This window comes from Synechococcus sp. UW179A (assembly GCF_900473965.1).
GTDB lineage: Bacteria > Cyanobacteriota > Cyanobacteriia > PCC-6307 > Cyanobiaceae > Synechococcus_C.
The window spans coordinates 18,724-34,894 of sequence record NZ_UCNJ01000023.1 but is presented as its reverse complement, the minus strand read 5'-3'; the positions used below and the strand labels follow the sequence as shown (position 1 = coordinate 34,894).

At 41.5% G+C, this 16,171-nt stretch carries 8 protein-coding genes; 3 read left to right on the top strand and 5 right to left on the bottom strand.

The genetic code is table 11. The features are described from left to right. Nucleotides 1-1,324: Fe-S cluster assembly protein SufB (sufB, locus tag DXY31_RS10820; RefSeq protein WP_114993788.1), on the bottom strand; the 1,324-nt coding region annotated here is incomplete at its 3' end. Nucleotides 1,325-1,762: 438 nt separating this feature from the next. On the opposite strand from sufB, the gene DXY31_RS10815 reads away from it, so the two are divergent. Together DXY31_RS10815 and DXY31_RS10810 are read left to right on the top strand one after the other, a co-directional pair. Next, the gene (locus tag DXY31_RS10815; protein WP_114993787.1) at nt 1,763-2,905 is read left to right on the top strand and encodes an efflux RND transporter periplasmic adaptor subunit; all 1,143 of its coding nucleotides are present in this window, start codon (nt 1,763-1,765) and stop codon (nt 2,903-2,905) included. A 13-nt stretch (nt 2,906-2,918) separates the two neighbouring features. Beyond that, nucleotides 2,919-6,155: an efflux RND transporter permease subunit gene (locus tag DXY31_RS10810; protein ID WP_114993786.1), complete on the top strand. Its 3,237-nt coding sequence runs from the start codon at nt 2,919-2,921 to the stop codon at nt 6,153-6,155. Nucleotides 6,156-7,073: 918 nt separating this feature from the next. On the opposite strand, the gene DXY31_RS16480 is transcribed toward DXY31_RS10810, so the two are convergent. Beyond that, nucleotides 7,074-7,826 (bottom strand): hypothetical protein, encoded by a 753-nt coding sequence (locus tag DXY31_RS16480; protein WP_137024967.1) that lies wholly within the window; start codon nt 7,824-7,826, stop codon nt 7,074-7,076. Beyond that, complete coding sequence (locus tag DXY31_RS10795) at nt 7,793-8,797, bottom strand: tetratricopeptide repeat protein (RefSeq protein WP_114993783.1); 1,005 nt, start codon at nt 8,795-8,797, stop codon at nt 7,793-7,795. The genes DXY31_RS16480 and DXY31_RS10795 overlap by 34 nt, the downstream gene beginning before the upstream one ends. Nucleotides 8,798-9,264: 467 nt before the next feature. Here DXY31_RS10795 and DXY31_RS10790 point away from each other — a divergent pair, with 467 nt between their 5' ends. After that, entirely contained in the window at nt 9,265-9,567 is a 303-nt protein-coding gene (locus DXY31_RS10790; RefSeq protein ID WP_137024966.1) for a hypothetical protein, read from the top strand. Nucleotides 9,568-10,232: 665 nt separating this feature from the next. Here the strand turns inward: DXY31_RS10790 and DXY31_RS10780 are convergent. Both DXY31_RS10780 and DXY31_RS10775 read right to left on the bottom strand, forming a co-directional pair. Next, a complete protein-coding gene (locus DXY31_RS10780; RefSeq protein ID WP_114993780.1) occupies nt 10,233-13,379 on the bottom strand; it encodes a sulfotransferase family protein in 3,147 nt (1,048 codons plus the stop codon). 709 nt (nt 13,380-14,088) lie between these two features. Then, nucleotides 14,089-16,089, bottom strand: coding sequence for a tetratricopeptide repeat-containing sulfotransferase family protein (locus DXY31_RS10775; RefSeq protein ID WP_114993779.1), 2,001 nt, complete (start codon nt 16,087-16,089; stop codon nt 14,089-14,091). Nucleotides 16,090-16,171 lie beyond the last annotated feature (82 nt).

Genomic DNA, 16,171 nt, shown 5'->3' with positions numbered 1-16,171 from the left:
CAATACCGCGACTCTGCAGATAGAAGAGCTGGTCTTCTGAAATGCGGCAGGTACTGGCCTCATGTTCAATCGCAGAATTCATCTGTTGGCAATGGATGTAAGGATAGGTATTGGCGCTGGCGTTGTCTCCGATCAGCATGGAATCGCACTGGCTGTAGTTGCGAGCTCCTTTCGCGGAAGGGTTGACATGAACAAGGCCTCGATAGCTGTTGCTTGATTTGCCAGCACTGATCCCCTTGCTGACAATGGTTGAGCGTGTATGTGGACCGATATGAATCATTTTTGTGCCGGTATCTGCCTGTTGAAGATGATGTGTTAAGGCGACGGAATAAAATTCACCAACGGAATCCTCACCGATCAAAACGCAACTGGGGTATTTCCAGGTGATCGCTGAACCAGTCTCCACCTGGGTCCAGCTGATGCAGCTTCTGGCGCCACGGCACTGTCCACGTTTGGTCACGAAGTTGTAGATGCCGCCAACGCCGTTCTCGTCACCTGGATACCAGTTTTGAACAGTGGAGTATTTGATGGAGGCATCGTCAAGTGCAATCAGTTCAACCACGGCGGCATGCAGCTGGTTGGTATCAAACATCGGAGCGGTGCAGCCCTCGAGATAACTAACTGAAGCACCTTCTTCCGCCACGATCAGGGTGCGTTCGAACTGTCCTGCATCTCCGGAGTTAATCCGAAAATAAGAAGAAAGCTCCATAGGACATTCCACGCCCTTGGGGATGTAAACGAAAGTGCCGTCGCTAAATACTGATGCGTTTAAGGCAGAGAAGAAATTATCGTTGCTGGGAATGACAGTGCCAAGGTATTTTTTCACAAGTTCAGGATGTTCTTTTACGGCTTCTGCAAAGCCGCAAAAGATTACGCCATGTTCAGCCAGCTTGTCTTTGAATGTTGTTGCAATCGAAACGCTATCGAATACAGCGTCCACAGCGACATTTCCTAATCTTTTTTGTTCACTCAGAGGAATTCCTAGTCTGCTGAATGTATCTAGGAGTTCAGGGTCAACTTCTTCAAGACTTCGCTTTTTTTCTTTTGTTTTAGGTGCCGCATAATAAATAATGTCTTGATAATCGATCTGTGGATATCCTAGCTTTGCCCAGTCAGGTTCATCTTGAGATAGCCAGTGCTGATAGGCTTTTAGTCGAAATTCAAGCATGAAATCCGGCTCTTCTTTTTTGGCCGAGATTAAGCGAATGACGTCTTCATCAATCCCTTTTGGGATCTTTTCCTCTTCAATCTCTGTGACAAACCCATACTTATAAGGTTGCTCAACTAGCTCTTCAGCAGAGGATTCACCGGATGTGTCTTTCATAAATCAATGCCTGATCCAGGTATCTTTGAGTGTGAGTTGAATGAGATTTAGATGAGAGAGATTGTTTTTGATTAAAAAAGCTAACGGTTGGGTGATCGTGCGCAGCATGAAAGTGTGATTCCCTATTAAACTAATCAACAATGCGTTAACGGGCAGCGTGCAACTGATACGCACTTGGGCATCATTCGGGCACGAGCGGTTTAGTTCAGTGGTTTCTGCACAATAAACCTCATACCATTAATTACGCAATTTATAGGATTTTCTAGTGTCAGGAGCAGACATTTGAAAATTGATTCAGCCTGTGGTCAAATCAAAGAGCTGGTCTTAATTAACAATCTTGCTTTTTGTTGGCAAGCGCTAACCTCGTGCAATACTTGTTGATGAATAACGTAAAAGCAGATTGAAGAGCTAGGCTTTGGCAAAATTAGTTATTCAATTTTGCCTACGAACATCCGCTCCAAAATTCGATTAGCAGTCAAGGTTGGCTTTATATGCGGGCTTAGCTGCCTGATGGCAAGTTGCCAAACTAAAAGTTCAGCTCCTCAGGCTTTTCCGGTCGATGTGACGAGGATTCAAACCCGTGATTTTGCTAAAGTGATTGAAGCTGAGGGAACTTTGACCAATCCTGGCTATATACGGCTCACGCCACAAGTCAGTGGCTTGATTACTAAAGTATTCGTCAAAGAAGGTGACCCTGTAACGAGTGGCCAGGTTCTGGTTGTGCTTGATAATGCGCAAGAAATTGCTGAATTCAAAACTGCTCAGGCCCAATTTAAAGAAGCTGATTTACACGCCAAGCGCGTACAGTGGTTGTTTGAAAAAGGCGCAGAGTCAAAGGAGTCGGCAGAAGAAGCCAGAGTAACTGCAATTGGCAAAAATAGCAATTTAGTCGCAAAACAGGAAGCTCTCGGTAGGAGATCAATACGATCACCTATTAATGGCATTGTCGGAGATTTAAGTGGTGTCAACCCCGGCCAATACTTCGAGCAAGGTAATAGTAGTTTTTTTGTTGTTAATAATGAAAATCTGTCCATTGACCTTTCTGTTCCTGCATTGCAAGCAAGCAAAATCAAGCTAGGTCAACAAGTAAAAATGCTTGATGAGTCAAAAAGGGATGTCATTGGTGAGGGTGAAATTGCTTTTATTCCTCCCTATTTTGAGTTCGATAGTAGTAACTCCCAGGCGTTGAACACCCTTAAGGTTAGAGCAGTGTTTGTTAACGAAAAAGCAGGTCTTCGCCCTGGGCAGTTAATTCGCTCCAAGATTATGATTGGAAATCAGCGTCATCCTGGCGTGCCTGCTACGGCAGTTTTATTTAAAGCCCAACAACCCTACACCTATAAACTCATTCCAATTCAATCTTTTTTGAAGAATGCAGATGTCAATCCTCAACAAAAAAAATCAATGTCTACGCTGCCTTCAACTACCTTGATTGCTGTTAATACACCACTAAAACTTGGTAACTTGCAGGATGATTATTTTCCTGTTTTGTCAGGCTTAAAAGTTGGTGATTTGATTCCAACTAGTGGATCAACGGTACTTGCTAATGGCACACCTGTATCAATTAAATCTTCTAAGTAATCTCGATTTATAAATGTCTCTATCTGATCGCTTCATTTCAAGACCAGTCCTCACCAGTGTCTGCAGTCTGGTGATCTTTATCCTTGGGTTTATTTCTCTTGGCAGGTTGCCAATTGACTTTCTGCCCAATATCGCACAACCTCAAATTGTTGTGACTGCACCCTATCCAGGCGGTAATGCGTCATTTGTTGAACTTTCCATTACACAGCAACTTGAAGATATTTTGTCAGATACTCCTGGAGTCGATTACATCACTTCAACATCCAGTGCTGGTTCAACTTCTATCACGCTGCATTTAGATCCTGACACTTCTGCCGATACAGCATCATTGGATGTTCAGAATCGTATTCAACAGGCCAAGTCGAATTTACCTGCAGAAACTCAAAGCCTAGGGATTACTATTTCGCAGACAACAGATACAACTATTAGTTCTTACTTAATTACATCAACTAAAGGTCAATATGATGCTGCCTACCTCAATTCTTTGGCTAAGGATCAATTGCAAAAGCAACTTCAATTGATTGATGGAGTAGGCAAGTTAACTTTATTTCCACCAAAACCTGTATTTCAGATTTCAATCGACCCAAACTTAGTTCGTGCTTATGGATTAAGTATTGATGAAGTAGACAGTCAGATCATTACTCAGAACTTCCCTGCTTCTGGTGGAACTGTTGGAGCCAGTCGTGTTGGAGATCCCTCCACATATAACTATTCAGTCATGATTGAGGATAGTGGCTACATTCAATCAATAGGAGAATTTGAAGATATTGTTCTTAAACGATTGACTACTGGAGCAGTTCTCCGGGTTAAAGATATTGGTAATGTTCAATATATTGCCAGTCCTGAAAGCTCTATCTTGTCAAGTAGTGGTTATCCCGGGGTGTTTATCGAAGTTAATCTTCAGTCCGGAAGTAATGCTGTTGAGGTCGGTGAGCAGATCGATCAGCTCATTCAAAAATTTAAATCTACGGCTCCCCCTGGAATCAAAGTTGTACAATTCAATGATCGAAAATCCTTTATTTTAGATTCGATTTCAAATGTATTTGATGCGTTGGGATTGGCAATCACTTTAGTTATTCTTATTTTGTTGTTGTTTTTGCAAAATTGGCGCACGATCCTCATCCCTGGATTAGCAATACCGATATCGATCGTGGGAACATTTGCCTTTTTGCAACTTTTTGGATTCACGTTGAATTTTTTGACCATGACCGCTTTGGTTCTGGCGACGGGGCTAGTTGTCGATGATGCCATACTTGTTGTTCAGTCAGTAACAGCCAATATTCAAAAGGGAATGTCTTCCATAGAAGCTGCTTTTGCATCCATGAATGAATTGTTTGGAGCGATTATATCCACCTCTCTAGTGCTGATTTCTTTGTTTCTCCCTGTTACGTTGGTCAGTGGTCCCATTGGCAATATCTATATTGAGTTTGCAGTTGCGATCATCTGCTCGATTGCAATATCAACATTTAATGCCCTGACATTCTCACCGATGATGTCTGCACTATTTCTTCGTCCAGGGCGAATGGAGTCGATGCCATCGTGGATTACAGCAACTTTTGGTGCTGGTGTTGGACTCTTGATGGGTTATTTCACGAAGGCGAGTTTTGGAAACCTTGCTCTACCGATCAGTGCCGCCCTTTTTGCTTTCATTGGTCTGAAGTTAGAGTCTGTCTTTAATGGTTTTAATCAATTTTATTCAAAATTTGAATCTGCCTATGAGAAATTATTGGGCTGGTTTTTGAAAAAAAGAAAACTTGTTTGCGTTTCTCTTGTACCTCTTGCTCTCGCCACACTCTATTTATTCAATATCATCCCTGTTGGCTTTATTCCTCAAGAAGATATGAATGTTTTGTCGGGTGCATATCAACTTAATCCAGGAGCATCGATTACAGCCTATGGACCTGTGAGCAGCGAGGCTAGAAACTTGCTCAATAGAGAAAAAGATAAAAAGCTATCGGGTATTGAGGATTTTGTGGTTATCGATACCACTTTGGACTATTCATTTTTATATCTACAATTGTTGCCTTTGGATCAGCGTCGTCAGTTAAGCCAAAAAATCGAAAAAATATCTTCAAATCTCTCAGCAGTACTTGCAGCATTACCTACAAGATATCCCCCTCAGTTGTTTCAACTACCAATGATTACTGGTTTTGGTGAGAATTCTTCTTTGACGGTTGCTTTGACCGACGAAAGTAACGGTCGTTATTCGATTGATGAGTTTTACGCGTTGACGCAACAGTTTTTGGCTAAAGCTTCACAGGATCCTTCAATTCAAAGCATTCAAACCCGGTTTTCTCCCGACAATCCGTCTTATCAAATTAACATCGATCGTTCTTTGCTTGGATCTCTTAATCTTAGCTATAAAGATGTCGTTAATACAATCGGTACTTATGCTGGCAGTAAACGTATTGTTCAGACCTCCTTGGATGGAGGTCCGAAGGATGTTGTTGTTATCAGTCAACCCAAGGAAAGAAGCACGATTGATGAATTGATGAATTATGGCATCAAAAATTCCAACGGAGATTATGTTAGTGTTAAAGAGATTGCTAGCTATGACTTAGTGACCAATCCTGGGCAGATTGATCATTTTAATTTCAACCGCTCTATCACGTTTCAGGCTGTTCCCAACTCGGGGTATTCAACGGGGCAGGCGATTAAGGCTGTCAAAGATGTTTTCGCTTCTCTTGGTTACAAGGATATTGGTTATGAATTTACTGGTGTGTCCAGGGTTCAGGAAACATCTGGTCGCCAAATCCTTTTCCTGTTTGTGATGGCCGCGTTGACTGTTTTTCTGGTGCTGTCCGCTCAATATGAAAGTTATATCATTTCAACAGTGATCATGATCACCGTTCCGATTGCCATACTCGGCAGCCTCGTGTTTCTCGAAGTACGTTCGATGAATGTGAATGTTTTCGTTCAGATAGGCCTCTTGATGCTGATTGGTCTTGCTGCTAAAAATTCTATTCTTGTTGTCGAAGCTGCAGAGCAACGAGTGTCGGCTGGTGCAGAGATTGTTTTCGCCGCTGCAGAGGCAGGAAAAGCAAGGCTTCAGCCCATCTTGATGACTTCAGTCGCCTCTCTTGCTGGCTTCTTCCCTCTTGTTGTTGCACAAAATGCCGGAGCCAGTGCTCAGCAAGCCATCGGCACAGTTGTTTTTGGCGGCCTTCTAATGGGCATGACGTTGTCATTGCTGGTTGTTCCACCGGTTTATGTGCTGATCAAAAATCTAGAAACCAGACTCTTTTCGTGAAATGGTAATACCAGCGTTTCCTAAATTACTCCGTTGAATCCACGCTTTCTTCCCAGCGTTTCGATTGCTTGACCAATCAGCACAGCGAGATGGCTACATCAGATCTTCAACGTTTACGCATCCCTTGATATAGCTCATCACGCTCCGTCACAGCAGTGTTTTGGCAGTTTTCATTCGTAGACGCCATACTGTTTCTACATTAACCGCTTTTAAGTCCGCTTTGGAGTACTTCTTGCTTCAAAAGTGATTGGTTTTAAGGTTGAAAACATATAAATAGATTTAACTGCTTTCAAGAAGTCAAGTGTGCATGAAGCAAGAGGCTTCACTCTCTTGAGTTCACTTTGATCCAGGATCAACCGAGATCACTACATTTCCTTTTCAATAACTATGTACATCACTAAGATTCCCTCTACTAATGTCTCCTTTAATCGACGAGAAGTAAATGCTTTTTGTCAGAGGTAGGAAGCCTTGATGCGTAAGACTAGGCTTACAAGGTCTGGTTGCTACAAGATGGCAATGGAAGACCTTTACTTAAAGCACTTTCCAAGACGATGAATTTCAAGCTAGATAAGAAGAGTAACGCTATTCTCAAGGAGATGCTGAGAAAGGACTCTCGTTATGGATCAGTAGATCTCATTGCTAATGAGGCAGTAGCAATGTTTTATGCCTCGGAGAATAAGAAAAGATTTACATGATTACTTTGATCTGCTTGTATGAGAATGATTTGTCGCTGTCTGCAGCATTTGTATAGTCAACAATGAGGTTCGTCTTTTTGGTGATTGCCCACCAGCCATTTATGTGACCGTCGTATCGCTATCCTCGGGGGACTTTTGATTGATCTTTCTACGGAGAAGCTTCGTCTGCATGTCTTGCGATTGCGAGAAAAGTATAAGCTGTAATTGTGTGTGACAAGAGAGTTTAGAATTGAAGGTTTTTGATTAATTCATTTAAGGCTTCGGGCTTAAGATGGAATGAGTCAATCATCCAATCATTATTGTTGTAGCCATCTTTGCCTGCTGTTAACTTGTATACATCCGCGAATAAGGAGCCTGACTCCTGGCATTGTTTCGCAAGGGTAGTATTGAAGGCTGTTACGGCAAGAAGCCTTTGTGCATTGTTTTCTGAGGATTCTTCGCTGTTTTGGGCAGCCTTGAATGGTGCTGGCGTTCCAAAATAGACAAGTTTATCCTTGTATTTTGCAAGAGAAGTTGCTGTCCATTTAAAATATTTGGTTGCGGTTGTCTTGGAGATATCTTGAATGTCTTTTCTAGTTTTCTTGCAATGCAAGAGAATCCCTTCATCTGCTCTGCAATCGATTTCTCCAAACGATAGAAAAATATGTTCATAGACATCAAGATTTTGCTGTAAGCGCTTTTCAAATCCCATTTTGTGGGGATTAGCTCTTTGCTCTTCGCTCAGATGAAAAGCCTTTGCGCCTTTGATTAGAGAAGGTTTTATAATACATCTCTTCCCTTTTAGCTCAATTATCTGATTCGTAAATGTTAGGCAATGGCTTTCTCCAAGATGAAGGATCTGATATTCTGCAGAACAGTCTATGCGTGGTATCTCAGGAATCAGCTTGCTTAGATAAGAAAGGTAAGTATAGTTATGCTTTTTGTTTTTTATTGAGCTCGGCTTTAGGGATACTTTCTTGTTAAGCGATATTCCCAATGCGTTTGATAGGGCTTTTTTGCATCATCTATCCTGTTCATTTGCAAGAGTGTTATTGATGTATTGATCAAACTTGTTAAACTGCTTTCCTCTTTGTGCTGCTCGATGAGCTTCGCTGATTGTGTATAGCTTTGCAAGGCACTATCTAGTTCGCTTAATATTTCATATGTGATTCCTAGGTTCATGTGGGCAGTGGGGTTATCAGGCTTGAGCTCTATTGATTTGAGAGTGGAGGCAAGAGCTTGATCAAGGTTGCCGAGGTCTTTGTAGATGCCGCCCAGGTTCATGTGGGACGTATGGTTATCAGGATTGAGCTCTATTGATTTGAGAGTGGAGGCAAGAGCTCGATCAAGTTTGCCGAGGTCTTTGTAGATGCCGCCCAGATTCATGTGGACATCGGGATTATCAGGCTTGAGCTCTATTGATTTGAGAGTGGAGGCAAGAGCTTGATCAAGGTTGCCGAGACCTTTGTAGATGCCGCCCAGGTTGATGAGGGCATCTGGGTTAGCAGGATTTAGCTCTAGTGATTTGAGAGTGGAAGCAAGAGCCTGATCAAGATTGCCGAGATCTAGGTAGATGCTGCCTAAATTCATGAGGGTAGTGGGTTCATCGGGCTTGATCTCTAGGGATTTGAGTGTGGAGGCAAGCGCCTGATCAAGATTGCCTAGACCTTTGTATAAGCTTCCCAAGTTTGTGTACGCGTCTGGGTAATGAGGATTTATTTGTATGGCTTTTTTGTACAGAGCTATTGCTTCTTCTGTGCGCTGACTTCTTTTGCAAATAACACCTAAATTTGAATACAGTGCGACATTGGAGAGTCCAAAACCAATAGCTTCTCTGTAGTGCTTCTCCGCATTTGCTAGATCACCTCTCGCATGGTAATTAATTGCTCTATCGAGAAGAGTTTCTCCATCAATCTGTGGAGTATTTTCCCTCTTCTTATCACTTTTTGGATTCCTAAAGCCTGTCATCTTTATCTTGAAATTTGAGTTAATGATAAGCCATCGCTTAAGCTATTTCAGGCTTCCACCACCCAATCCTCGCATCTGATCTTTTGACGCTCAAGTTTGCGTTGGATTCGTGGAGTGATCCTCAACCCCGCACTGCGCAACATTCGATCCATCTCACGGCTGAGGGTGACCAGTTGAAGCTGCCTGTGACTACAGATTTGTTGCCGATAACGTTAAAAATTTGATTTAGGTTTTATTTGCTTGGGATGCTGCGGTTTGTGAGGTTATTTCGTTGTCTTGGACTCAGGGAATCGCTCAAGGCTTCTCACGGTTTTTATGGGACCACAATCCATAACTCATGACAGATAGCAAGCCATCTGTGCCGAGATCTGCCGTCATGCCCCTCACGGAGATCTAGTCTTTACCTGAATCGATACCGCCCATTGATCGATGGACGAGATCAGCATTTACTAGATGCCCTCAGGTCATTGGCACAGGAGAAGAGGCAAGCAAGGGTCACTCATGCCTATCGGGTGGTGCAGCGGTTTGGTTTGCCGATCAGGACCAAGGCTGAGGTTGATCGCTTTCTCGAGTGGATGAATGCAGAGGGTTTGGCGGCATCCACCCAGTCCACAATCCTCAGCACGATTCGCTCTGTGCAACCAGGCAATAAGGCATTGCGATTGGTCCAGGTGAAGGTGCTAGCAAGGTCAGTCGAAGAGGAGGGGCTTAGTAGGGATGAGATCAAGGAGGTGTTGGACGATCTCAGATGCAATGAGGAGTGGTTTTAACCCTGCTTTGCCTTGTGGCTGGTCACACGGTTGAGGAATGTAGAAGTCATTGGTCTGACCTGGGACTGTGTCCGTCTTGAAGAGGAGGACTTGTTGATCAGCAAGTCCCTGAGGCGTGATGGTATTTTCACGCATAAAAGGTTTTATTCAGGGATCGAGATAGGCAAGGCGTTTGAGATTTCATTTCTTCAGCAGGTTGTCGAGGTGCTTAGGCAGCACATGAAGACGATGCAATATTTGGGTCTGAACATGAATCATGGCTTGTTGTTTGTGATCACAGGTACAAGATTCATATGTATGAGTCTGGGTTAGAGAAAGACTAGAAGCGTTCGCAGCAGCGGGCGGGACTAACTCCAATTCGTTTGTATGCTTAGCGTTATTCGTTTTTGAACCATGTCCTCATGCTTGGGAACAGTCCTGCTAATTGGGCAGTAGTAGAAGTATATCCTGTTTAGGAGCTGTTCAGGACTTATGCGCAGCCAAGGTGGCTAGGGTAAAGACGTCGAAATGGTTAGACAGACTAAAGACCGTTAATCTTTAATTGTCAGTCAATATTCGTGTTGTTTTATGGTTCACCCAGTGGAACGACTTACCTCTAGTATTGATAATTTTCTGCAGATCAAATTTATAAGCAAGGTGTTTGTTTTGAATGCTTGAACCTCGATTTATTCTATCTGAATCCCACTTTCTTCTAAAATTCTCTTAGCAGGTCTCAGCAGTTTTTCATAGTTTTTCCAGCCTCCTACAGATTTATTGTTAATAGGTTTTCTTGCTTGCATAACACTAGCTGTATTGACGTTTGTTTTTCTTTTTTCAGGGTGAAGATAGTTTTCGTTAAATTCTAAGTCTAGCCATTCCAGAAGTTTAGATAGATTCTCTTTAGGCGCGTTGACGAATTGGTCGTAATTAAAAGTGAATATATTTTCAGTGCATCTGTTCTTTTGGATTTGCATAGCCTGCTCTTGAGCTATAAGTAGTTTTGCTGAATCTTTTAAACTTGCCGTGTAATTGTTGCCAGCCGTGAGATTGCTTCTATACATTGATAGGATATTGTCCATTGGGTTTCTCCGGCAGTGAATTATTTTGGATGATGGCATGCAATGGTTTATCCATCCAACATACATAAAGTTATAGAGTTGTTTGTCCACTGTATATTTGATTCTATGGTTATTGAATGGTTGTTGCTGCGAGTACAGATCGTCCAAACTTGGATTATTCGAATCGTTTTCCGGATGTTTTTGAACGCTGTGAATTGCGTGCTCTAGTGATTTTACTTCTCCTAAGTCTTGGATCTCAGGGTTGATGCTTAATATTCCCTCCAGAAGCGTGGAGCCGCTTCTAGGCATTCCAACAATGAATATCCTACTCTTCCCGCATTGGGCATTAATTTGTGCTTTGTTTAGGTATGTTGATTGTGGAAGATGCTTCTCTATCAACTGCCTAAGTTGATTGGCGTTAGATGGATATACTGATAGTTTGCACTGGTTTGCCATTTGTAAATGTTTAGAGGCTGAGTCGTAGTCTTTGATGGCGTGAAAACAGTTGGACAAGGTGAATTGCGCATATGCTTTGCTCATGGGAGTTAATTTGTCCATCGCAATCGATTTTGTCATTTGCAAGAGTTCTTCGGCTTCTTTTGTTGTTGATATCATAATGCTTAATTCATAGTATGCCGCTGCTTCTAATGGGTCGCTTTTAATTGCATTAACCAGTGCTTTCTTTGCCTCTTTAAGATCGCCCTGCGCCATTCTAATTCGACCAAGTGAATAAAATGCCCTTGAAGAGCTGGGTTCTATTTCTAGTGATCTCAGAGTATAAGTAAGGGCTTGGTCAAGATTGCCTAGCCCTTTATGAATTAGGCTTAGATTGATGAAAGCATTGGGGTTATCACTTTTTAATTCTAGCGATTTGATTGTGGTAGATAGAGCCTTCTCATAGTTTCCTAACTCATAGTAAATGGTCCCTAGGTTTATCAGTGCGGTAGGTTCGTCCGACCTGATTTTGAGAGACTTTAGGATGAAGGATAAAGCCAGGTCGAAGTTGCCAAGTGCATGGTGTATGCAACTTAGATTGATAAGCGTATCGGTGTCATCGGGTTTGATTTCGAGTGATTTAAGAGTTGAGGCAAGAGCTTGATCAAGGTTGCCGAGATTTTTGTATATGCCGCCCAAGTGCTTGTGGGTTTTGGGGTTATCTGGTTTGAGCTTGATTGATTGGAGAGTTGAGTCAAGAGCTTGATCAAGGTTACCGAGTTCCTCGTAGAGGATTCCCAGAATCATGTGGGCATCGGGGTTGTCAGGTTTGAGTTCTAGTGACTTGAGCAATGAGGATAAAGCTTGTTCTGGTTTGTTGAACTCTTTGTAGATAATGCCCAAATTGACGAGTGTATTAGGTTGATCTGGCTTAAGTTTGAGTGATTTGAGAGTTGAGGCAAGAGCTTGGTCTAAGTTACCAAGTTCTTTGTAGATGATCCCCAGGCTCATGTAGGCGTTAGGATTATCGGGATCCAGCTCCAGTGATTTGAGAGTACATGACAGGGCTTGATCTAAGTCCCTAAGTTCTTTGTAGATGCTGCCTAGGTTTATATGGGCAACAGGGTTGTCTGGCCTTAGTTTGAGTGACTGGAGAGTGTAAGATAGAGCTTGATTAAAATTACCTGCTTCTTTGTAAATGCTTCCAAGGTTCATGAGCGTATCTGGGTTTTCAGGGTTCAGCTTGAGTGATCTAAGTGTGAAAGATATTGCTTCATTGTATTTACCGAAATCTTTATAGATACTGCCCATGTTCATGTGGGCTATTGAGTTTTCGGGCTCTATTTCCAAAACTTTTTGAGTTGCTTTAAGGGCTTCCTCATAGTGCCCTTCGTTTTTCAGGGCATTTCCTATATATCCCCATGCAGGAGTAAAGTTTTCGTCGAGTCGAATTGCTTTTTGGAATGCTTCTATTGCGGCATTATTCTGACCATTATTTAATAAGCATAGACCCAAATTGAATGGAACTAGCTTGTTGTTTGATTGATGAAAACTCACTTTTTTATACTCAGTTATTGCTTCTTTTAGCTGCCCATTATTTTGATATGCTTGTGCTAATAGAAGTGAACATTCTTGACTTGGAGCAATGTCTGATGCTTTTTCAAGCGATTTAATCGCTCCTATTACATTACCTTTCTGTAAAAAAAGTTGTCCAAGATTAAGAAGCGAGTTGTTTGCCTGTGGATTGACTTTTAATTCATTTTGGTAATACTTAATTGCTTGCTCAGTGTTTGTTTTTTTTTGAAAGATGATCCCGAGCATTTCGTTGGCGCCTGGTGAGGCCTCATCAATTGCTAGGGCTTGGTTCGCGAATAACTCTGCTTGTTCGCAGTCTGCAAGTTTAAGGCAACATGCCGCTGCTCCAATGTATGCCTGAGTTAGTGTAGGGTTGCTTTTGATGGCATTTTTGTAAAGATTAATCGCTTCCTTATCATTGCCATCCTGCGCGGAAAGACTTGCAAGATTATTAATGGCTGGGGCATATTTAGCATTTATTTTAAGAGCCTTATTATACCATTCGTATGTTGCATCTTTGTTTCTTAGATTTAAATAGATGTTGCCAATGTCTTTCGCAATTTCAGGATCGTAGTTGTCGAGCTGGTTGGCTTTTAAAAGGCATTGTTTTGCATTCTCTAATTGACCTAGAGCAAGTAGCGATTTGCCGGCATACTTCCAAGCAAAACAGTTTTCGGGGTCTGTTTTGAGGAGGTTTTGGCATTCTTTTAGGCAATCCTCATGGCATCCAGCGAATAAGAGTTTCTCGATGGTTATTTGGTTCACTAGCTCTTTGCACCATTATCACTCATTTATTTTACCGTGTTTCGACCTTTGATTTTTTGACGTCTTCCGTCAACTTTTAGAAACATTTTACTTTTTTATGTTTCTCACCTTACCGCTTCACTTGCTTTTTGTTTTCACCGCTAATTCAGTGCTTCGTTACATACAGTTAACCACCCTTGTGATATTAGTGGCTAGTCTGTGAGCATGAGTTCTATGGATTTGTGTTCTTGTCAATTTCGTCTATGTTTACTCATTATAATTCATCTGTGATTATTGTTGTACGACGCTCAGGTTTTGACGTAGGTCACTATTTTTCCTGATCGCCAATTCAGGAGTTCTGGTTGTTTGATCAGGCAAATATGCTTACTTTTATTTATATAATTGAATTAGGCTGTAGGCCGCCTTGCTCTTACTGACTTTTTACATTTCCGACACTTCAGAATGGGTAGGTTCTCAAGAATAAGATTGAGTAGCTGCTTGACGAGGTTTCTAGTTATTTCCCATTGGGTTGCGCTGATGTTTGTACTCCTTTGAGTAAATTTTGTTTATGCAAGCTAAGTTTTCGAAAGCTAGTGTTTTACATGGCCTACGGTTGTAATGATGAATTAAGTGGTTTCGAATGTTTTGTGCTAGTCATGGTTTCCTTTGGTCTTAATAGGTTGTGTTTTTGACAAATCTTGAGCTGTAAAGTTTTCTATAAGTTGATGATTTATTTGAGGTTAGTCTTGAAGATGCCTGCCGCATCGAGAATATTCTGTGCAGGCTTGAGTAGTTTTTTATAGTTTTTCCATCCACCCACCGATTTGTTGCTAATAGGTTTTCTTACTTGCATCACGCTTGCTGTGCTAACTATTCTTTTGCTGTTTTCGGGGTGAAGGTAACTTTCGTTATATTCTAAATTCAGCCACTCGAGAAGCTTTAAAAGTTGAGTCTTTGGTTCCCTGACGAATTCGTCATAGTCGAATGAGAATATGCTTTGAGGGTGTATTTCTTTATAATTTTGCATTAATATTTCCTGCATGATTAGTATTCTTGCTGTGTCCTGCAGGTTAGAGGTGTAGTTGTTTCCAGCCAATAGATTGCTTCTATACATTGATAGTATGTTATCCATTGGGTGCCTGCGGCAGTGAATGATTTTGGCCGATGGCATGTGATGGATAATCCACCCGGTATAAATAAAATTATAGAGATTTTTGTCCACTGTGTATTTTAATTTATTGCTCCTTAATGGTATTTGCTGCGAGTACAATTCGCATAAGTTTGGCTTGTTCAAATTGTTTTTTGTATGTTCTTGAAAATTGCGAATTGCCTTGGCTAGTGATCTAACTTCTCCCAAGTCTTGGATGTCAGGGTTGGTGCTTAATATTGTTTCCAGAAGCGTGGAACCGCTTCGTGGCATTCCAACAATAAATATTCTACCTTTGCCGCATTGAGTATTAATTTGCACTTTGCTTGTGTATGTTTTTTGTGTAAAATTCTTCTCTATTAAATTCTTTAGTTGATTGACGTTAGAAGGGTGTACTGATAATTTGTATTCGTTAGCTATTTTTAGATGTTGAGAGGCTGACTTGAAGTCTTCTATGGTGTGAAAACAGTTGGATAAGGTGAATTGTGCAAACATTTTGTTCTTAGGGTCTAATTTTTTCATTTCTATTGATTTTGCTATTTTCAAGAGTTCTACTGCTTCTTCTGTTGTCGATATCATGACACTTAATTCATAGTATGCTGCGCTTTCGCTTGGGTTGCTGTCGATTGCATCCAATAGGGCTTTCTTTGCCTCTTTCACATTACCCTCCGCCATTCTAATCTTGCCAATTAAGTACAATGTTTTTGATGAGTTGGGCTGTAACTCTAGGGATTTTTGAGCGTAAGTATGGGCCTGTTCTAAATTACCAAGCCCGTTGTGAATGAGGCCTAGATTTATGTATGCATTTGGGTTATCAGTTTTTAGATTTAGGGATTTGATTGTTGGAGCCAGTGCTTTCTCAAAGTTTCCTAACTCTTGATAGATGCTCCCTAGGTTTGTGAGTGCGATCGGTTCGTCAGGCTTGATTTCGAGTGATTTAAGGATGGAGGATAATGCGAGGTCGAGATTGCCAAGCCCTTTGTAGATGCCACTTAGATTGATGAGTGCATCGGCGTTATCGGGTTTGATTTCGAGTGATTTTATTGTTGAGGATAAAGCTTGATCAAGATCTCCAAGTTCTTTGTAGATTCCACTTAGATTCATATGGGCATTAATTGCATATGGATTAAGCTTTACTGCCTTGATTGTTGCATTTAGCGCATTTTCTAGGTCTCCTTTTTTCCATTTTAGAAATCCATTTCTTTCTAGGTAATTAAAGTTATCAGGTGAGATTGCAACAGCCCTATCGGACATTCTTATGGCTTTGTCTGGGTCATCTTTTTTTAGTAGCCCGGCATAGTTGTGGAGGATATCTGGGTTGTCCTTGTTGATTTTAATTGACTGCTCAAAAAGTTTTATAGCCGCTCCTTTGTTCCCGAGTGCTTTTTCTGTTGAGGCAAGAAATCCCAGTGCGTAACTGTTTTCCGGATTTGTTTTTATTATCTGTTCTAGTAGTGCCTTCGTGGTTTTTAGGCGCCCATTTTTATATTCATTATGTGCCTTTTTTAGTACTTCTTTTGCCTGTGATTTTTCCCTTTGGGCTTTTGTGTTGTTGTCGGCTCTTAGCCTTCCAAATCCTGTCATTTGCTTCTCAAGATTTCCATTATTTTAAGCTATTTTGGCTTTTCTTCATCTATTCCTTTACCTTACCTCGTCAACATATCAG

What these genes read in the sequence shown, in the direction of transcription:
- DXY31_RS10810 (WP_114993786.1), top strand. Translation starts at nt 2,919, where the DNA reads ATGTCTCTATCTGATCGCTTCATTTCAAGACCAGTCCTCACCAGTGTC.
- DXY31_RS10795 (WP_114993783.1), bottom strand. Translation starts at nt 8,797, where the DNA reads ATGACAGGCTTTAGGAATCCAAAAAGTGATAAGAAGAGGGAAAATACT.
- DXY31_RS10775 (WP_114993779.1), bottom strand. Translation starts at nt 16,089, where the DNA reads ATGACAGGATTTGGAAGGCTAAGAGCCGACAACAACACAAAAGCCCAA.